General features: G+C 70.9%; 14 protein-coding genes and 1 pseudogene. 11 read left to right on the top strand and 4 right to left on the bottom strand.

The genetic code is table 11. The features are described 5' to 3' along the window. Positions 1-5 precede the first annotated feature (5 nt). Positions 6-260, bottom strand: coding sequence for a hypothetical protein (locus A5702_RS01840; RefSeq protein ID WP_068217768.1), 255 nt, complete (start codon positions 258-260; stop codon positions 6-8). Positions 261-483: 223 nt separating this feature from the next. Here A5702_RS01840 and A5702_RS01835 point away from each other — a divergent pair, with 223 nt between their 5' ends. Then, positions 484-1,119, top strand: a complete 636-nt coding sequence (locus tag A5702_RS01835; protein ID WP_055405561.1) for an MspA family porin — start codon at positions 484-486, stop codon at positions 1,117-1,119. A gap of 15 nt (positions 1,120-1,134) precedes the next feature. On the opposite strand, the gene A5702_RS01830 is transcribed toward A5702_RS01835, so the two are convergent. Continuing rightward, positions 1,135-2,568, bottom strand: a complete 1,434-nt coding sequence (locus A5702_RS01830; protein ID WP_068217813.1) for an HNH endonuclease signature motif containing protein — start codon at positions 2,566-2,568, stop codon at positions 1,135-1,137. A gap of 348 nt (positions 2,569-2,916) precedes the next feature. Between A5702_RS01830 and A5702_RS01825 the strand changes: the two genes are divergently transcribed. The 9 genes from A5702_RS01825 (at position 2,917) to A5702_RS01785 (ending at position 13,659) form a co-directional block, all read left to right on the top strand. Then, the gene (locus tag A5702_RS01825) at positions 2,917-3,396 is read left to right on the top strand and encodes a hypothetical protein (RefSeq protein ID WP_068217765.1); all 480 of its coding nucleotides are present in this window, start codon (positions 2,917-2,919) and stop codon (positions 3,394-3,396) included. Positions 3,397-3,401: 5 nt separating this feature from the next. After that, the gene (locus A5702_RS01820; protein ID WP_055405660.1) at positions 3,402-4,148 is read left to right on the top strand and encodes a gluconate 2-dehydrogenase subunit 3 family protein; all 747 of its coding nucleotides are present in this window, start codon (positions 3,402-3,404) and stop codon (positions 4,146-4,148) included. Beyond that, positions 4,148-5,851 carry a GMC family oxidoreductase gene (locus A5702_RS01815; RefSeq protein WP_068217762.1) on the top strand — a complete coding sequence of 568 codons (1,704 nt, stop codon included), beginning with the start codon at positions 4,148-4,150 and terminating at the stop codon, positions 5,849-5,851. The genes A5702_RS01820 and A5702_RS01815 overlap by 1 nt, the downstream gene beginning before the upstream one ends. Next, positions 5,844-7,634: a glycoside hydrolase family 15 protein gene (locus A5702_RS01810; RefSeq protein WP_068217759.1), complete on the top strand. Its 1,791-nt coding sequence runs from the start codon at positions 5,844-5,846 to the stop codon at positions 7,632-7,634. Before A5702_RS01815 ends, A5702_RS01810 begins: the two co-directional genes overlap by 8 nt. Before the next feature lie 18 nt (positions 7,635-7,652). Beyond that, on the top strand, positions 7,653-8,660 hold the full coding sequence (locus A5702_RS01805) for an SDR family oxidoreductase (protein WP_068217756.1): 1,008 nt from the start codon (positions 7,653-7,655) through the stop codon (positions 8,658-8,660). Further along, positions 8,657-9,763: an enolase C-terminal domain-like protein gene (locus A5702_RS01800; RefSeq protein WP_068217754.1), complete on the top strand. Its 1,107-nt coding sequence runs from the start codon at positions 8,657-8,659 to the stop codon at positions 9,761-9,763. Before A5702_RS01805 ends, A5702_RS01800 begins: the two co-directional genes overlap by 4 nt. Before the next feature lie 86 nt (positions 9,764-9,849). Further along, positions 9,850-10,569 (top strand): PAS and ANTAR domain-containing protein, encoded by a 720-nt coding sequence (locus A5702_RS01795; RefSeq protein ID WP_055405357.1) that lies wholly within the window; start codon positions 9,850-9,852, stop codon positions 10,567-10,569. A 19-nt stretch (positions 10,570-10,588) separates the two neighbouring features. Further along, on the top strand, positions 10,589-12,361 hold the full coding sequence (locus tag A5702_RS01790) for an ABC-F family ATP-binding cassette domain-containing protein (RefSeq protein WP_068217750.1): 1,773 nt from the start codon (positions 10,589-10,591) through the stop codon (positions 12,359-12,361). Positions 12,362-12,366: 5 nt separating this feature from the next. Then, on the top strand, positions 12,367-13,659 hold the full coding sequence (locus A5702_RS01785; RefSeq protein WP_082955914.1) for a cytochrome P450: 1,293 nt from the start codon (positions 12,367-12,369) through the stop codon (positions 13,657-13,659). Here the strand turns inward: A5702_RS01785 and A5702_RS01780 are convergent. Continuing rightward, positions 13,656-14,717 (bottom strand): type III polyketide synthase, encoded by a 1,062-nt coding sequence (locus A5702_RS01780; protein ID WP_067823268.1) that lies wholly within the window; start codon positions 14,715-14,717, stop codon positions 13,656-13,658. The genes A5702_RS01785 and A5702_RS01780 overlap by 4 nt on opposite strands. Positions 14,718-14,841: 124 nt before the next feature. Further along, positions 14,842-17,109, bottom strand: a pseudogene (locus tag A5702_RS01775) (type I polyketide synthase); the annotation flags it as partial. Positions 17,110-17,144: 35 nt separating this feature from the next. On the opposite strand from A5702_RS01775, the gene A5702_RS01770 reads away from it, so the two are divergent. Continuing rightward, positions 17,145-17,460: beta-ketoacyl synthase N-terminal-like domain-containing protein (locus tag A5702_RS01770; protein ID WP_369817850.1), on the top strand; the 316-nt coding region annotated here is incomplete at its 3' end.

Below are 17,460 nucleotides of genomic sequence, written 5' to 3'. Positions count from 1 at the left end.
GGGGTCTAGTGGCAGTGCGCGAATTGGTTCTCGCAAAACATGCCGACGGCGTTCGAGCCCCTCGAGGGTTTGGCTTCGTCGGACGGATCGACCGTCAGCGCGGGGGTCGAGGTCACCAATTGGTCGAGGAGGGACGGCCCCGGCGCCCCGAAGACATTCGAATCCGCGCGCGCGGCGCCGGCGCCGGCGCAGCCGATCAGAGTCATCACGCCCACCGCCGCGGCCAGCAGCAGTCCGCGAACAAGCGGGTGAGTTCTCATCGCGGCACTCCTGTCGTCCCCTACTCCAAGCTGACGATTCTACCGGCCTGGCAAACGAGGCAGGTGCGGGATTTCCGGTCCCATAACGGTCACGAACGCACAACGACTTCGGCGAGACGGCCAGCAAATTTCGCGACCGTGCTCGTGCCGTACCTACGGTGTCGTCGTGTGGCCGGTAGCCGTGGTCGTTCGTCGCGCCGCGATCCTCGCGTCGTGCATCGTCATGTCGGCGATCCCGGCGCCTCGGACGCTGGCGGATCCCGACGCCGAAGAAGCCGCCGCTACCTCCGCAGCGGCACCCGATGAGGGGCGGATTCCCTCGTCCGACCCGGTGACCTTCACGACGCCCGAGGGCTGGGTCTTGGCCCTCGGGGCGAAGGACGAGTCGCAGACTCCGATAGCGCCGCTGACGACCGCGGTCTCGTCTCGCGAATATCTCTCTCGCGGAACATTCGCCGCTTCGCTGGAAGGGCTCGAAAACCCTGCCGGCGTCCTCGAGGTGGGCTACGAAATCGGCTGCGGGATCGACATGAGCACGTCCAACGGCGTCACGATGGCGGGCAGCGCCGGCGTCAACCCGGGCATCGGCTTCCCGTTGGCCGGTGGTTTCATCCCGCTGGTGACCACGCCGTTCAACGGGGTGGTCACCGTCGGCCTCAAACCCGGCGTGATCCTCGTCGTGCCGGTGACCAGGAAGGAATTCAAGGGCCCACATCCCCGCGTCATCATCACCGGCTTTCACGTCAAAATCGATGGCTGCGTGGGTCAGTCGTTCATCCGGTCGTATGCGACCCTGACCCAGCAGACGGACGAATCCGACGTGGTGCTCTCCTACGTCGGCGTCACCAAGTCCGTTTGAACCCTTGTCCCGCAGTCAGAACGGCGGCGGGTCCTCGTCCGGCGGCGCGGGGCCGGGGGTTGCGGGTTGGGTAGCCGACCGGGCGTCGCGGTTGTGTCGACGCTCGGCGGCGACGCGGTGGGCGCGGTTCTGGGCGCGGGTTCGGTTGCGCCGCGGCATCATTGCGGTGCGTTCGCCGCAACGCTCAACGACCGTCTGAACCGGGGCGTCGCCGGTCGGCGCGCACAGGCTGGGGAACAACAGCGCGCTGCCCGGGGTGGTGACGTAGGTATGCCCGCCGGGCAGCCGCCAGATCAGCGTGCCGTCGGGCAACTGTTGGTCGCGCCAGCCCCAGAACGTTTTCAGCAAATGATGTTGGCGGCAAAGACATTTCAGGTTCGACGGATGCGTCGCCCCACCCTCGTCGTACGGGATCGTATGGTCGATGTCGCAGTCGACGGCCGGGCGACCACAGCCCGGCGCCCGGCAGGTGAGGTCCCGGCACCGCACGAAGTCGGCCAGCTTGGCCGAGGGAATGTAGCGTGGCTCGGCCTGCGCCGGGGCGCTCAGCGGCACCAGCTTGGCCGTGCGCGCCAGTTCGGCGATCACCTCGGCCGGCACGAGCCCCTCCACGCCGGGCAGCACACCCGGGGCCGCGCCGCGGCCACCGACCGCGGCCTCCTCGGCGACCACATGGATCACCACATTGCTCGCGGTGCGCCCACCGGCGTCGCAGCCCGGCGTCCCGCACTGACAACCCAACCGATCCGCACCGGCGGCCAGCACGCCGAGCGCATCGGCCCGCCGCTGCCGCTGGGTGCGCGGATCGGCGCCGCACACGCCGGCGGCCAACTCGTCGAGCCGCCGATCCAGGGCATGCCCGTCGGCGCCGAACACGCTGCCCGTCAGCCACGCCATCCCCGACTCATTGGCTTGCACGTCGACAAAGCGATCGTCGATCGCCTCCTTGGCCCGCCGCACGGCGTCGGCGTCCACCAGCGCCACCACCCGGTCGACCGCCGCGCCCAGCCCGCCGCGGGTCAGTGACGGCCGTCGCGACAGCAGCGCCGCGACCCGCGCGTCCACCCGCTCCAACACCCCAGGGTCGGTGACCAGGTCGGTGCGGAACACGATCGTCTGAAACGCCCGATAGTCGATGTCCCCGGCCTGGAACGCCTTGCCCACCTGCGGCAGCCGCTCGCGCATCGCCATCGCATACCGCAGATAGCTGTGCGCCATCGCCACACTGCAGCCCAACGCCGCGCCCACCTCCGCGGCCACCGCATCCCACGCGTCGGCCGCCCAGTCCGCCCGCTCCCCCGACTCCCGGCACCGCAGCATCAGCAAGTCCGCGACCGCGACCAAACGTTCCGCGGCCGCCCGCGCCTCCGCCCGCCCGGCGTCCCGCACGCGGCCCAGCAGGACCGCCGACTCCGGCGCCGGACGCGACGCGTGCCATCGTTCGAACATGTGTTCGACACTACCGGACGGGACCGACAGGAACACGCCACCATCCGACACCGGTCGGACTGTTTACAGCGTCGGGGATCGGGTACGCACCCGGTGCGCCTCGGTCACGACGCGCCGTCGGGACCACTTCGGTTGAAACACACAGCTGGGCGTGCCAGCTCTCTGGGCCGGTCATCGCGAGCCTTCATCGCGCGGTGGCCGCCTGGGCGTGTTTCGTTTCTCCAGGTGAGGTGACGCATGGGCAGTACGGCAACTTGCCAGGCTCGGCACCCAAAACGTCTTCTTTTGCAACCTATTTCGCGCACTCATCGGCGTCTCCAGTAACTGACCAGTCAGGAAGGAAACCAGATGTTGTTGTTAGGCAACGGCGGACGGCGGACGGGCGAGGCCGAACACCTCGCCGAGCGGGCGTTCTACAACGTCGCGCACGGTCGCTTCGAACGCTCGCTGTCCGGGCTGACGGCCATGGCGGCCGCGGTCACGACGGCGGAAATCTATTTCGAGCACTACAAGGCGAGCTTCGGCAACAAGTGGATGTGGAGCCCGATCGTGGTGACGCCACCTGTCGTGGTGGCCGGGATCGGCGGGGTGTTCTCGCGCCGCTGGGCCAAACTCTGGTTGCCGATCACGGCGGGCGTCTACACCGCCAACGGCCTGCTGGGCGAATACCTGCACGCCCGGGGCGTGGCCCGCAAACCCGGCGGGTGGAAGAACGCGTCCTACAACGTGCCCATGGGCCCACCGATCGTGGCGCCGGGGTTGATGTGCATGGTCGGGGCGATGGGACTGCTGGCCTCGATCCTGCGGCGCGAAAGGTTCCGGGGCTGAGCGCGATGGCCGACACCTCACGCCCCGATCACCTGCCCAACCTGCGCGCGGATCGCAAACCCCCGCACCCGTCCTGGCTGCCCAAGCAGCGCCGCGGTGTCACGCCCCAGATGATCGGGCGCTACCCGGATTACGACGTGCTGGAGACCACCGACACTTGGGACGCAGCCACCAAGAAGGTGGTGCTGGCCCGGCTGGAACCGCCGGGCCCACTGCGGTTCTTCACCGCCGAAGAGGAGCCGTGCCTGCGCGCGTTCTGCGACACGGCGCTGGCGCAGGACCGCGAACCCCGCGTGCCGGTGCCCGAGTCCGTCGACTCCAAGCTCGCCGACGGGCGGCTCGACGGTTACCAGTACGCCGACATGCCCGACGACCGCGACACGTGGCGGCTGGTGCTGCGCGGCCTCGACGAGACCGCCTCCAGCCGCTACGGCCAGGCATCGTTCGCCGACGCCGACCCCGAGACGCGCGAGGCGATCGTCGAGAAGTTCTCCAGGGCCGACCTGGACGGCGGTGCCTGGGCGCGCCTGAATGTCAAACGCGCATGGTCGGTGTGCATGCGAATGGTGTTGTCCGGCTTCTACTCCCACCCATGGGCCTGGAACGAGATCGGGTTCGGCGGGCCCGCCTACCCGCGCGGCTTCATGCGCCTCGGCGGCGCGACCGGGCCCGCAGCCGCACGCGAGCCGTTCGAGAGGCCGGGTGCCACGGACGAAGACCCGGTTCGCGTCGTTCAGCGCGGTGAGCTGTGATGGGCGATCGACTCCGCGGGCTGCTCAGGGGCGCGGTCGGACCGAAGGACAACGATTCGCGCTTCCTGCTCGACGTGCATTCGCGCGACCTGCCCGGCGAAAAGACCATGCGGCGCTACGCCGACGACGACGAGGTCGATCTGGTGGTCGTCGGCGCGGGCGCCGGCGGATCGGTGCTCGCCCAACGGCTGGCGCGCGCGGGCTGGCGGGTGGTGATCCTCGAAGCGGGCCCGTTCTGGCATCCGGACGAGGACTGGGTCTCCGACGAGGCGGGCTCCCACGCCCTGTATTGGACGCAAAAGCGGATCATCGGCGGCGACGACCCAATCGAACTGGGCAAGAACAACTCCGGGCGGGGCGTCGGCGGTTCGATGGTCCACTACGCGGGCTACACCCCGCGCTTCCATCCCAGCGACCTGCAGACCTACACGCTCGACGGCGTGGGGGCGGATTGGCCGATCGACTACGAGGACATCCGCCCGCACTACGAGCGCATCGAGCTGGAGTTGCCGGTGGCCGGGCAGAACTGGCCCTGGGGCTATCCCCATCGGTATTCCTTCTCCCCCCATCCGATTTCGGGCGCCGCGGCCAAGCTGTGGCGGGGCGCCATGCAGCTCGGCATCGAGATGAGGGTCGGGCCCGTCGGCATTGTCAACGGCACCTTCGGTAACCGCCCGCACTGCATCTACCGCGGCTACTGCCTGCAGGGCTGCAAGGTCAACGCCAAGGCCAGCCCGTACGTCACGCACCTGCCGGATGCGCTGGCGCACTCCGTGGAGATCCGCGCCAACTGCATGGCCGCCCGGGTCGAGCTCGACGAGACCGGCGCCGCGCGCGGGGTGGTCTACTACGACGAGGCCGGCGGCACCGAACGGCTGCAACGGGCCAAAGTCGTCGCGATCGCCGGGTATTCCATCGAGACCCCGCGCCTGCTGCTCAACTCCGCCAGCGAGCGGTTCCCGAACGGTCTGGGCAACAACGACGATCAGGTCGGCCGCTACGTCATGGTGCAGGGTGCCACGCAGTCCGCGGGCCGATGGTCCGAAGAGGTCCGGATGTACAAGGCCCCTCCGCCGGAGGTGTCCTCGGAGCAGTTCTACGAGACCGACGCGTCGCGGGGGTTCGCCCGCGGCTTCGCCATCCAGACCGTGTCCCCGATGCCGATCGGCTGGGCCGAACACGTTCTCGCCGAAGGGCATTGGGGCCGGGCGTTGCGAGAGTACATGCGCGACTACAACCACTGGGCCACCATCGGCGTGCTGAACGAGCTGTTGCCGCAGCCGGACAACCGCGTCACGCTCGCCGACGAGACCGACCACTACGGCCTGCCGGTGGCCCGGTTCGACTACACGCTGTGCGACAACGACAAAGCCAACATGGCCTACTCCACCAAGGTGATCGGCGACATCCTGCACGCGGCCGGCGCCCAGGACGTGCTGACCATCGAGCGGTTCGCCCACCTGATCGGCGGGGCCCGCATGGGCACCCGCCCGGACAACTCGGTGGTCGACGCCGATCACCGGGTGTGGGGCGTTCCCAACGTGTTCCTCGCCGACGGCTCGGTGTGCCCGACGCAGGGCTCGGCGAACCCCGCGTTGACCATCATGGCGTTGGCCTCGCGGCTGGCCGAACGGATGGCGAGCGGGAAGATCCGCAGCGACGCCCCGGCGAGGCGGCCCTCGGAGGCCGGGGTCCGTGGCTGACCGCACGATCGACGTCGAGGCGACCTACTCGCCCCGGGTGTTGCGCGAGTACGCGCTACTCGCCGACGGCGAGCGCGGCGCCCTGGTCGGCCCCCAGGGCGACGTCGCATGGATGTGCGCGCCGCGCTGGGATTCCGACGCCGTCTTCTCCAACCTCATCGGTGGTGGCGGGGTGTATGCGGTCACGCCGACCGATGTGCGGCACGTCTGGGGCGGCTATTACGAGCCGGGCAGCCTGATCTGGCGCAATCGCTGGATCACCCGCGACGGCATCGTGGAATGCCGTGAGGCGCTGGCCTTTCCGGGTGACCCGGACCGGGTGGTGCTGCTGCGCCGCCTGCTGGGCTGCCGCGGGACCGCCCGCGTGCGGGTGGCGCTGCAGCCGAGCGCGGGGTTCGGTCGGCACGGCCCCGGTGACCTGAGCGTCGACGACGGGGTGTGGAGCGGTAAGTCGGGACGGTTGCGGTGGCGCTGGCTCGGCGGTTGCGACGCGCGTGCGGTCAAGGGCCAGGGCCGTGGCGAACTGCTCACCTGCGAGATCACCGTCGACGAGGGCAGTCAGCACGATTTGGTGCTGGAGCTCTCCGAGCGCGCGCTGCCCGAGCGGCCGCAGGATCCCGACATCGCTTGGGACGCAACGGCGGCCGCGTGGCACCGCAGCATGCCGGAGCTGAACTGCACCATCGCCCCCCGCGACGGGCGGCACTCCTACGCGGTGCTGCGCGGGCTGACCAGCAGTGGTGGCGGCATGGTCGCCGCGGCCACGATGAGCCTGCCCGAACGCGCGCACTCCAACCGGAACTACGACTACCGCTACGCGTGGATCCGGGACCAGGTCTACGCCGGCGTCGCCGCCGCGACCGTCGGGGCGACCGAATTGCTGGACGGGGCAGTCGGATTCGTGGGTGCCCGGTTGCTCGAACACGGCCCCGACCTCAAGCCCGCCTACACCGTCACCGGGGAGAGCGTGCCGGCCGAGGAAGCCCTCGACCTGCCCGGCTACCCGGGCGGCAGCGACAAGGTGGGCAACTGGGTGAACCAGCAATTCCAACTCGATGTGTTCGGGGAGGCGCTGCAGCTGCTGGCCCGGGCGGCTGACGCCGGCCGGCTCGACCCGGAGGGTTGGCGGGCCGCGCAGACCGCTATCGGGGCGATCGAAAAGCGCTGGCGTGAACCGGATGCGGGCATCTGGGAGATCGACGACGAGCACTGGACGCAGTCACGCCTGGCGTGCGTGGCCGGGCTGCGCGCCATCGCGAAGGTGGCGGGCGGCGGCCACGAGGTGGCCGCCTGCGCCTCGCTGGCCGACGCCATCCTGGCCGAGACCGCGGCCACCGGCCTGCACCCGCAGGGCGGTTACTGGCAACGCAGCCCGCGACTGGCCGGGGTCGACGCGTCGCTGCTGCTGGCGCCCGTGCGCGGCGCCGTGCCCGCGGACGACCCGCGCACCCGCGCCACCCTGGACGCCGTACGCACGCAACTCACCGACGACGGATTCGTGTACCGCTTCCGGCACGACGAGCGGGACCTGGGCGACGCCGAGGGCGCGTTTCTGCTCTGCGGATTCATGATGGCGCTCGCCGAACACCAACTGGGACATGCGCATTGCGCGATGCGTTGGTTCGAACGCAACCGCGCCGCCTGCGGGCCGCCCGGATTGTTCTGCGAGGAATACGACGTCCGGCAGCGCCAGCTGCGCGGCAACCTGCCCCAGGCGTTCGCGCACGCGCTGATGCTCGAATGCACGGCCACCCTCGCCGACGACGGCGTCCACCATGACTGATCGGAAAGGGGATTTGTAATGACGCAGACAGTGGTTATCACCGGGGCCAGCGCGGGAATCGGCCGCGCCACCGCCCAACTGTTCGGGCGGCGGGGGGCGAACGTCGCCCTGCTGGCCCGCGGGTCCGCCGGTCTCGACGGCGCCGCCCGCGACGTCGAATCCGGTGGCGGCAAGGCGCTGACCATCCCCACCGACGTGGCCGACCACGCGGCCGTCGTCGCCGCCGCCGAGGAGACCGAGTCCGCCTTCGGCCCCATCGACGTGTGGGTCAATGTCGCCTTCACCTCAGTGTTCGCGCCGTTCAGCGAGATCAGCGCCGAGGAGTTCAAACGCGTGACCGAGGTGTCCTATCTCGGCTATGTGCACGGCACCATGGCGGCGCTGGCCAAGATGCGCCCGCGCGACCGCGGCACCATCGTGCAGGTCGGCTCGGCGCTCAGCCAGCGGTCCATTCCGCTGCAGTCGGCCTACTGCGGCGCCAAGCACGCCATCAACGGGTTCACCGAATCGGTGCGCTGCGAGCTGCTGCACGAGGGTTCGAAGGTGCGGATCACCGTGGCCCAGATGCCCGCGGTCAACACCCCGCAGTTCTCCTGGGTGCTGTCCCGGTTGCCGCGCCACCCCCAGCCCGTGCCGCCGATCTATCAGCCCGAGGTGGCCGCCCGCGGCGTCCTGTACGCCGCCGATCATCCTGGGCGCAAACAGTATTGGGTCGGCGACAGCACCATGGTGACGCTGCTGGCGCAGAAGTTCGTCGCGCCGTTGCTGGACCGCTACCTGGGCCGCACCGGATACGACTCGCAGCAGACCGACCAGCCCGTCGGCGCGGGGCGGCCGCACAACCTCTGGCAGCCGCAAGACGAGGAGCCGGGCAGCGACCACGGCGCCCACGGCGGGTTCGACGCCAACGCCCACGCGCTGAGCCCCCAGCTGTGGGCGTCGCAGCACCCGGCCGTCAGCGGCGCCGGCGCGCTCGGCGCGGCCGGGCTGGGCGCGTGGCTCGCGGCGCGCCGGTTGACCCGATGAGCGTCGACGCCCGCATCGCCGAGGTCAGCGCGCGGGTCTACGAAATCCCCACCGACGCACCGGAAGCCGACGGCACGCTGTCATGGTCGTCGACCACCCTGGTGCTGGCCGAGGTGGGGGCGGGCGGCCGGCGCGGGATCGGCTACACCTACGCCGACGGCGCGTGCGCACCCCTGATCAACGGGCCGCTCGCCGGCGAGATCACCGGGCACGGCGCCCTCGACGTCCCCGGGCGGTGGCAGGCGATGGTGCGGGCGATGCGCAACAACGGGCGCCCCGGGCTGGTGTCCTGCGCGATCTCGGCCGTCGACACCGCGCTGTGGGACCTCAAGGGCAAGCTGCTGGGCCTGCCGGTGTGCCGGCTGCTCGGCATGGCGCACGACGCGGTGCCGATCTACGGCAGCGGCGGCTTCACCACCTACGACAAGCGCACCACCCGCGCCCAGCTGGAGCGCTGGGTCGACGAGTGGAACATCCCCCGCGTCAAGATCAAGATCGGCGAGTCATGGGGCTCCGACGAGCGCCGCGACCTCGATCGAATCGCCCTGTCGCGCAAGGTGATCGGACCGGACGTCGAACTGTACGTCGACGCCAACGGCGGTTACCGGCGCAAGCAGGCGATCCGGGTGGCCCACGCGATGGCCGACCACGACGTCACCTGGTTCGAGGAACCGGTGTCCTCCGACGACCTCGCCGGGTTGCGGGAGGTGCGCGACCAGGTGTCGCCGGACGTCGCCGCCGGCGAGTACGGCTACGACCTGGCCTACTTCAACCGGATGCTCGCCGCGGGCGCGGTCGACTGCCTGCAAATCGACGTGACGCGGTGCGGCGGCATCACCGACTGGCTGCGCGCCGCCGCCGTGGCGGCCGCCCACAACGTCGACGTGTCCGGGCACTGCGCGCCGAACCTGCACGCGCACGTGGCGTCCGCGATCCCCAACCTGCGGCACCTGGAGTACTTCCACGACCACCACCGCATCGAGCACATGCTGTTCGACGGGGCCCTCGCCCCCGACGGCGGCGCGTTGCGGCCGGATCAATGCCGGCCCGGCCTGGGCCTGGAGTTCAAACACGCCGACGCCGAGCCGTACCGGAAAGCCTGATAAAAGCCTGATAGGTGAATGGCTTCGCGCAAAAGTGGGCATTGATACCCGTAGGACATAGTTACGCATCTGAAAGGCCGCGCGCGATGACCGTGAACTTTGAAGATGAAGCCGTTCAGCGACGCAACGGCGAGCCCACCCGCGACGCGAGCGCGTGCGACGCGCTCATGTCCGACGTCGTCGAAGACCACGGCCTCAACGCGGTCGACCTGGTGTTGGGCCTTGGCGATCCGCAGAGCGTCGGCCGCTTCCGGTTCTTTCTCGCCGACCACCGCTGGGAGTGGTCGGACGCGGTCGCCCGGATGCACGGCTACCGGCCGGGGCAGGTCGAGCCCTCCACGGACCTGTTCCTGAAGCACAAGCACCCGGACGACCGCGAGCGCGTCGCCGCCGTCCTGGACCGGGTGCTGCGGGGCAAGCCGTTCAGCAGCCGGCACCGCATCGTCGACGCCGACGGGCACACCCACTGCGTCGTCGTCGCGGGCGACCGGATGGTCGACGACCAGGGCACCGTGATCGGCACGTCCGGGTTCTACGTCGACGTCACCGACTCGTTGCACGCCGACATCACCGACGTGCTGTCGGCGGTGGCCGACGCCCGCGCCCGGATCGAACAGGCGAAGGGCGTGCTGATGTCCGCGTATGGGATCACCGCGGAGCGGGCGTTCGACATCCTGGTGTGGCGTTCCCAGGAAACCAACCTGAAGGTGCGCGACCTCGCCAGCCGCTTCCTGGACGCGGTGGCCAGCACGGCGTCGGCGGAGACGCAGAGCGCGATCGACCGGGCGCTGCTGACCCTGGAATAACCGCAGTAGGGTCGGGCCAGTGGCGCACCTATTGGGAGCCGAGGCCATCCGCCTCGAATATCCGACCCAGCTGGTCTTCGAATCGGTCACGCTGGGCGTGAACGACGGCGCGCGCATCGGGATCGTCGGGCGCAACGGCGACGGCAAGTCCAGCCTGCTGCGGCTGCTGACCGGCGAGCTGCGCCCGGATTCGGGCCGCGTGACCCGGCGCAGCGGCGTGCGGGTCGGCGCGCTGAGCCAGGCGGACACCCTGGACCCGGCCGGCACGGTGGGCTGGACGCTGGTGGGCGACGCGCCCGAACACCAGTGGGCGGGCGACGCGCGGGTCCGCGACGTGGTCGGCGGCCTGGCGTCCGACATCGATTGGGACGCACGGATCTCCACGCTCAGCGGCGGCCAGCGCAGGCGGGTTCAGCTGGCCCGGCTGCTGGTGGGCGACTGGGACGTCATCGCGCTCGACGAGCCCACCAACCACCTGGACATCGAGGGCATCACCTGGCTGGCCGAGCATCTCCGCCAGCGCTGGGCCCGCAACACCGGCGGGCTGCTGCTGGTGACGCACGACCGCTGGTTCCTCGACGAGGTCGCCACCACGACGTGGGAGGTGCACGACGGGATCGTGGAGCCGTTCGAGGGCGGCTACGCGGCCTACGTGTTGCAGCGCGTCGAGCGCGACCGGCTGGCCGCCACGGCGGAGGCCAAGCGGCAGAACCTGATGCGCAAGGAGCTGGCCTGGCTGCGCCGCGGCGCGCCGGCGCGGACGTCGAAGCCGAAATTCCGCATCGAGGCGGCCAACCAGCTGATCGCGGATGTCCCGCCGCTGCGCAACACCGTCGAGCTGGCCAAGCTGGCGACGGCCCGGCTCGGCAAGGACGTCATCGACCTGCTGGACGTGTCCGTCGCCTTCGCGGGCCGCAAGGTGCTGCGCGACGTCGAGTGGCGGATCGCCCCCGGCGAACGGACCGGCATCGTCGGCGCCAACGGCGCCGGGAAGTCGACGCTGCTGGGGCTGATCGCGGGCAGCATCACCCCGGACGCCGGGCGCGTCAAGCGCGGCAAGACGGTGCGGCTGGCCGTGCTCGACCAGCAGGGCGACGCCCTGGCCGGGCTCGCCGCCGACCGCATCGCCGACGTGCTGGGCCGGCTGCGCGGCGGGTACGAGGTCGAGGGGCGCGAGGTGACGCCGGCCCAGCTGCTGGAGCGGCTGGGGTTCGCCGGCGGCCAGCTCTCCGCCCGGATCGGCGAGCTCTCCGGCGGCCAGCGGCGACGGCTGCAGCTGATGCTCACGCTGCTGTCCGAGCCCAACGTGTTGCTCCTGGACGAGCCGACCAACGACGTCGACACCGACATGCTGACCGCCACCGAGGACCTGCTCGACTCGTGGCCGGGCACCCTGATCGTCGTCTCCCACGACCGCTACCTGCTGGAGCGGATCACCGACCAGCAGTACGCCATCCTCGACGGCCGGTTGCGGCACCTCCCCGGGGGGATCGACGAGTACCTGCGGCTGGCCGCCGAGCGCACCGCGGCGCCGGCGGCGAAGCGGGATTCGACTCCGGAACATGTCATGTCCGGGGCCCGGCGCCGGGCCGCGGAGAAGGAGCTGGCCGGCGTCGACCGCCAGCTCGCCCGCCTGGCCGACCGGATCGCCGACAAACACCACGAACTGGCAGGGCACGACCAGTCGGACCACGTCGGCATCAACCGGCTCACCCAGGAATTGCGGGCGCTCGAGGACGAGGTCGCCTCGACGGAGAGCCGCTGGCTGGAGCTGTCGGAGGCGCTGGAATGAAACCGGTGACCTATCGGCCCGGCGAGGCCCTGCTGGCGCTGTACCGGCGGCGCGGCGCGGTGATCGACGCCGGGGTCGGCCGGCGCGGCTACACCTACCTGCTGGGGGCCGAGGCGAACAAGTTCGTGTTCGCCAACGCCGACGCGTTCAGCTGGCGGTTGACATTTCAGAACCTCGCCATCGTCGACGGGCCCACCGCCCTGATCGTCAGCGACGGCGACGACCACCGGCGCCGGCGCAGCGTCGTGGCGCCCGGGTTGCGGCACCGGCAGATCCAGGACTACGTCGCCACGATGGTGGCCAACATCGACGCCGTGATCGATGGCTGGCGGCCCGGGCAGCGGCTGGACATCTACCGCGAGTGCCGTTCCGCGGTGCGGCGCAGCACCGCCGAAAGCCTGTTCGGGCCGCGCCTGGCCGCCCAGTCGGACTTCCTGGGGCGCCAACTGCAGCCGCTGCTGGACCTGACTCACCAACTGCCGCAGGCTGTCGCGTTGCAGCAACGGCTCAACGCCCCGGCCTGGCGGCGGGCGGTGGCCGCCCGTCGACGCATCGACGACTTGATCGACGCCCAGATCGCAGCCGCGCGCGCCGAGCCCTCCCCCGACGACCACATGCTGACGATGCTGATCAACGGCCGCGGCGACGAGGGATATGCGTTGAGCGACAACGAGATCCGCGACGCCGTCATCTCGCTGATCACCGCCGGCTACGAGACCACCAGCGGCGCGCTGGCGTGGGCGATCTACACGCTGCTGTCCCAGCCGGGCGCGTGGGACGCCGCCGCCGGCGAGGTGGCGCGCGTGCTCGACGGACGCCCCCCGGCCGCGGCCGACCTCACGGCGCTGACCTACCTCAACGGCGTCGTCCAGGAAACCCTGCGGCTGTACCCGCCCGGGGTGATCTCGGCGCGCCGGGTGATCCGCGACCTGTCCTTCGACGGCCACCGCATCCCGGCGGGCCGATTGCTGATCTTCAGCCCGTACGTCACGCATCGGCTCCCCGAAATCTGGCCGGAGCCAACGCAGTTCCGTCCGCAGCGGTGGGATTCCGACGCCCCGGGTTACCGCAAGCCCGCCCCCCACGAGTTCATCCCGTTCAGCGGCGGGCTGCACCGCTGCATCGGCGCGGCCATGGCCACCACCGAGATGACCGTCATGCTGGCCCGCCTGATCGCCCGGACCACGCTGCGCATGCCCGAGCAGCGGATCCGCGCGGCCAACCTTGCGGCGCTGTCCCCCAAGCCGGGGCTGACCGTCGACGTCGTTCGTCTTGGCGGCTCGCCACCATCGGCCTAGCGCCAGCGCAATAGCACCAGCTCGGAGCCGAACCCGGGTCCCAACGCGACCATCAGCCCGGGGCTGCCGCCCGGCGGCGGCTTGGCGATGGTGTCCCGCAGGATGTGCAGCACCGACGCCGAGGACAGGTTCGCGATCTCGCCCAGCGAGCGCCAGGTGAGCTCGAGGGCCTCCGGGGGCAGCTCGAGGCTGTTGCCGATCGCGGTGATGACCTTGGGGCCTCCGGGGTGCGCCACCCAGGCGCCGATGTCATCCTTCGTCAACCCGTGGGCGCCGAGGAGCCGGCTGACGTCGTCGGCCAGGTGGCGGTCGATGAGGTTCGTCAGCTCCGGCGACATCACCAGGTGCAGCCCGGTCGTATCGACGTTCCAGGCCATGATGTGCAGCGATTCGGGGTAGAGGCGGCTGCGCGAATCGACGATGTCGGGCCCGCTTGGGCTCAGCCGCTCGGCGCGGCGGTCGCCGACGGCGACCACGGCCGCGGCCCCGTCGCCGAACATCGCGGTTCCCACCAGGCCCGACACGGTCGGCTTGACCGACGGGAAGGTGAGCGAGCACAGCTCGACCGACACCAGGACCGCGACGCCGTCCGGCGCGCCGCGCAGATAGTCGTGCAGCCGGCCCACCCCCGCCGCGCCGGCCGCGCAGCCGAGCCCGAACAACGGCACCCGGCGCACGTCCGGGCGCAGGCCCAACCGTCCGGCGATGCGCGCGTCCAGCGACGGCACCGCCACGCCGGTGACCGTGGTGGTGGCGATCATGTCGATGTCCTGCGGCTGCAGGCCCGCCTCGTCGAGCGCGTCGAGCAGCGCCCGGCACCCGAGTTCGACGGCGTGTTCGATGAAGACCTCGTTGGCCTCGCCGAAATCGGTGAGCGACGCGTAGCGCTCCAGCGGCAGGACCAGGTGGCGGCTGTTGACCTTGGCGGCGGCGTGCAGCCGCCGAACGATTTCCTCGTGCTCCTTCAGCGCGGGGAATTCGACGAGCTGGTCGGTGATTTCGGCCTGACTGTAGCGGTGCGGCGGCAACGCCCCGAATACGCCCGCGATGACGCTCATGCCCAACCCTTTTGCTTACATCCCAGCTCACACGGGACTTTCGCTATTTCGGAAAGTCTAGGCGGTTCCCGGTGATCCGGCAAAAATTCGCTGTATTCGACATGTGTCTTATTGCGTTGGCATTTCATCGTTTTGCGTCCTCGTCCTCGCCGGCGTTGAGCGCCATCGCGATCAAAGCTTCGGGGCTCAACGAGTCGATCATGTCGGTGACCGGCTCGGCGCCAACGCCTTCCGGCCGGCCGGCGAGCAGCAGGAGTTTGTCGAGCAGTCCGGTTCGTCGCAGCTCCGCGATCGGGATCTTGCGCAGCGCCGACCACAGCTTCTCCTCGTCGGATTCGCCTCGGTCGCCGCGGAACAGCTGCTGGCGCAGATGCTCGGCCAGCTGGGCGGGAGAGGGATAGTCGAAGATCAGGGTCCGCGACAGCGCAAGCCCGGTCGCGGTGGTCAGCCGGTTGCGCAGCTCGACGCCGGTGAGCGAATCGAAACCCAGATCGGCGAAGGCGCGATCGCGGTCGATGGCCCGGCCGTCCGGATGCCCCGCCACGGCGGCCGCGTGCTCGCAGACCAGCTCGACCAGCCGCCGGCGCTGCTCACCCGGCTGGAGGGCGTGCAACTGTTCGGCCAGGTCGGGCGATCGGGTCGGCTTGGCGGGCAGTGCATTCCGCGCGTCGCCGAGCCAGAACCGTTGGCGGACAAAGCCATACGTCGGTAGGTCGATCCGCCGCGCCCCCGAGCCGGCGAACACGGCCGGCCAGTCGACGGCGACGCCCGCGGTGAACAGCCGGCCGGCCGCAGTCAGCAGCGACGCGACCTCGGGACCGTCCTTGGCCATGGTGACCACCGAGATCGGCAGGTCGGTGGTCAGCGATTGGTCCACCGCCGCGCTCAACCCCCCGCCCGGGCCCACCTCGACGAAGGCCGTGACCCCCCGGGCCTCGGCGGCGCGCACGCCGTCGAGGAAGCGCACGGGGCGGCGCACGTGCTCGACCCAGTAGTCGGCGGACCCGTACCCCGGCCCGATGGGTTCACCGGAAACGTTGGACACCAAGCACATTCGTGGCGGCTTCGGTTCAATGCCGGCCACCCGGTGTGCGAACTCGTCGAGCATCGGCTCCATCAGCGCCGAATGAAACGCGTGCGAGACCGCCAGCGGATGCGTGCGCCGGCCCGCCAACCGCTCAACGACGGCGCCCACGGCGGCCCGCTCACCGGAAAGAACCACGGCGTTGGGCCCGTTGACCGCCGCGAGGCTCACGCCGCCGCCCAGCAGGGGGGCCACCTCGGCCTCACCGGCACCCACCGCCACCATCACCCCGCCGGACGGCAAGCCGGCCATCAGCCGGCCCCGCGCCGTCACGATCCGCGCCGCGTCGTCCAGCGACAGCACGCCCGCGACACACGCGGCGGCGATCTCCCCGACCGAATGGCCCAGCACCACGTCGGGCGTCACACCCAGGGACCGCCACAGCGCGGTCAGGGCGATCTCGAGGACGAACAGCGCCGGCTGCGCGAATTCGGTGTTCTGCAACGACTCCGCGTCGGTGCCCCACAGCACCGCGCGCAGCGGCGCCCGCAGCTGGGCGTCCACCGCCGCCGCGGCCTCGTCGAACGCGCGCGCGAAGGCCGGAAACCGTCCGTGGAGTTGGCGTCCCATTCCCAACCACTGCGAGCCCTGGCCGGTGAACACGAACGCCGTCTGCCCCGGTGGCCCCGCCCGGCCGACCACCACGCCGGGCGCCGGCTCCCCCGCGGCCAGGCCGGCCAGGCCGCGCGTCAACGCCTCCCGGTCCGCGCCCACCAGCACCGCCCGCTGCTCGAACACCGATCGCGTCGTCACCAACGACCACCCGATGTCCGCCGCGCTGTGCCCCGAGTCGGCCAGGTGTTCCGCCAGGCGGCCCGCCTGGTTGGCCAGGGCTCGCTCCGAGCGGGCCGACAGCACCCACACCGGTCCCGCTTCGTCCCGCGCGCCCGCGGTTGTATTCGGTTGCGCGGGGGCCTGTTCCACGATGACATGCGCGTTCGTGCCGCCCATGCCGAACGACGACACTCCGGCGCGGCGCGGGCGCTCGGTTGGCGGCCAGGGCGACGCGGCGGTGTTGACCCGCAGGTGCTCGAGCCCGGGATTCGGGTCGGCGTGGTGCAGGCTCGGCGGAAGCACCGAATTCCGCACGGCCAGCAGGGCCTTGAGCAGGCCCGCGATCCCAGCGGCGGCGCCGGCGTGGCCGATGTTCGTCTTGACCGAGCCGACGTTCACCGGCTGCCCGCGCTCGGCGAACATCTCCCCCAGCGCGCGGGCCTCCACCTCGTCACCGATTCTCGTGCCGGTGCCGTGCGCCTCGATGTAGTCCACGTCGCCGGCGCCCAGGCCGGCGGCGTCGAGCGCCCGCCGGCGGCGTCCACCTCAACTTGGCCGACGAAACGGCAATGCTGGAGCGCGAATTCGGCGCGCTGTCGACGTCGGGCCACACCTACGCGTTCGATCGGCGCGCCGACGGCTACGTGCGCGGCGAGGGCGGGGGCTTGGTGCTGCTGAAACCGCTGCCGGCCGCCCTGCGCGACGGTGACCGCATCCACGCCGTCATCCGCGCGACCGCAGCCGGCAACGCCGGGCACAGCGCCGCGGGCCAGACGGTGCCGTCGGCTTCCGGCGAGGCGGACGTGATCCGGCGGGCGCTCGACGCCGCCGGCCTGGGCGCCGGCGACGTGGACTACATCGAGGCGCACGGCACCGGCACGAGAA

It is taken from the genome of Mycobacterium sp. E3339 (assembly GCF_001666915.1).
GTDB lineage: Bacteria > Actinomycetota > Actinomycetes > Mycobacteriales > Mycobacteriaceae > Mycobacterium.
This window is presented reverse-complemented; position numbering and strand designations above follow the sequence as displayed.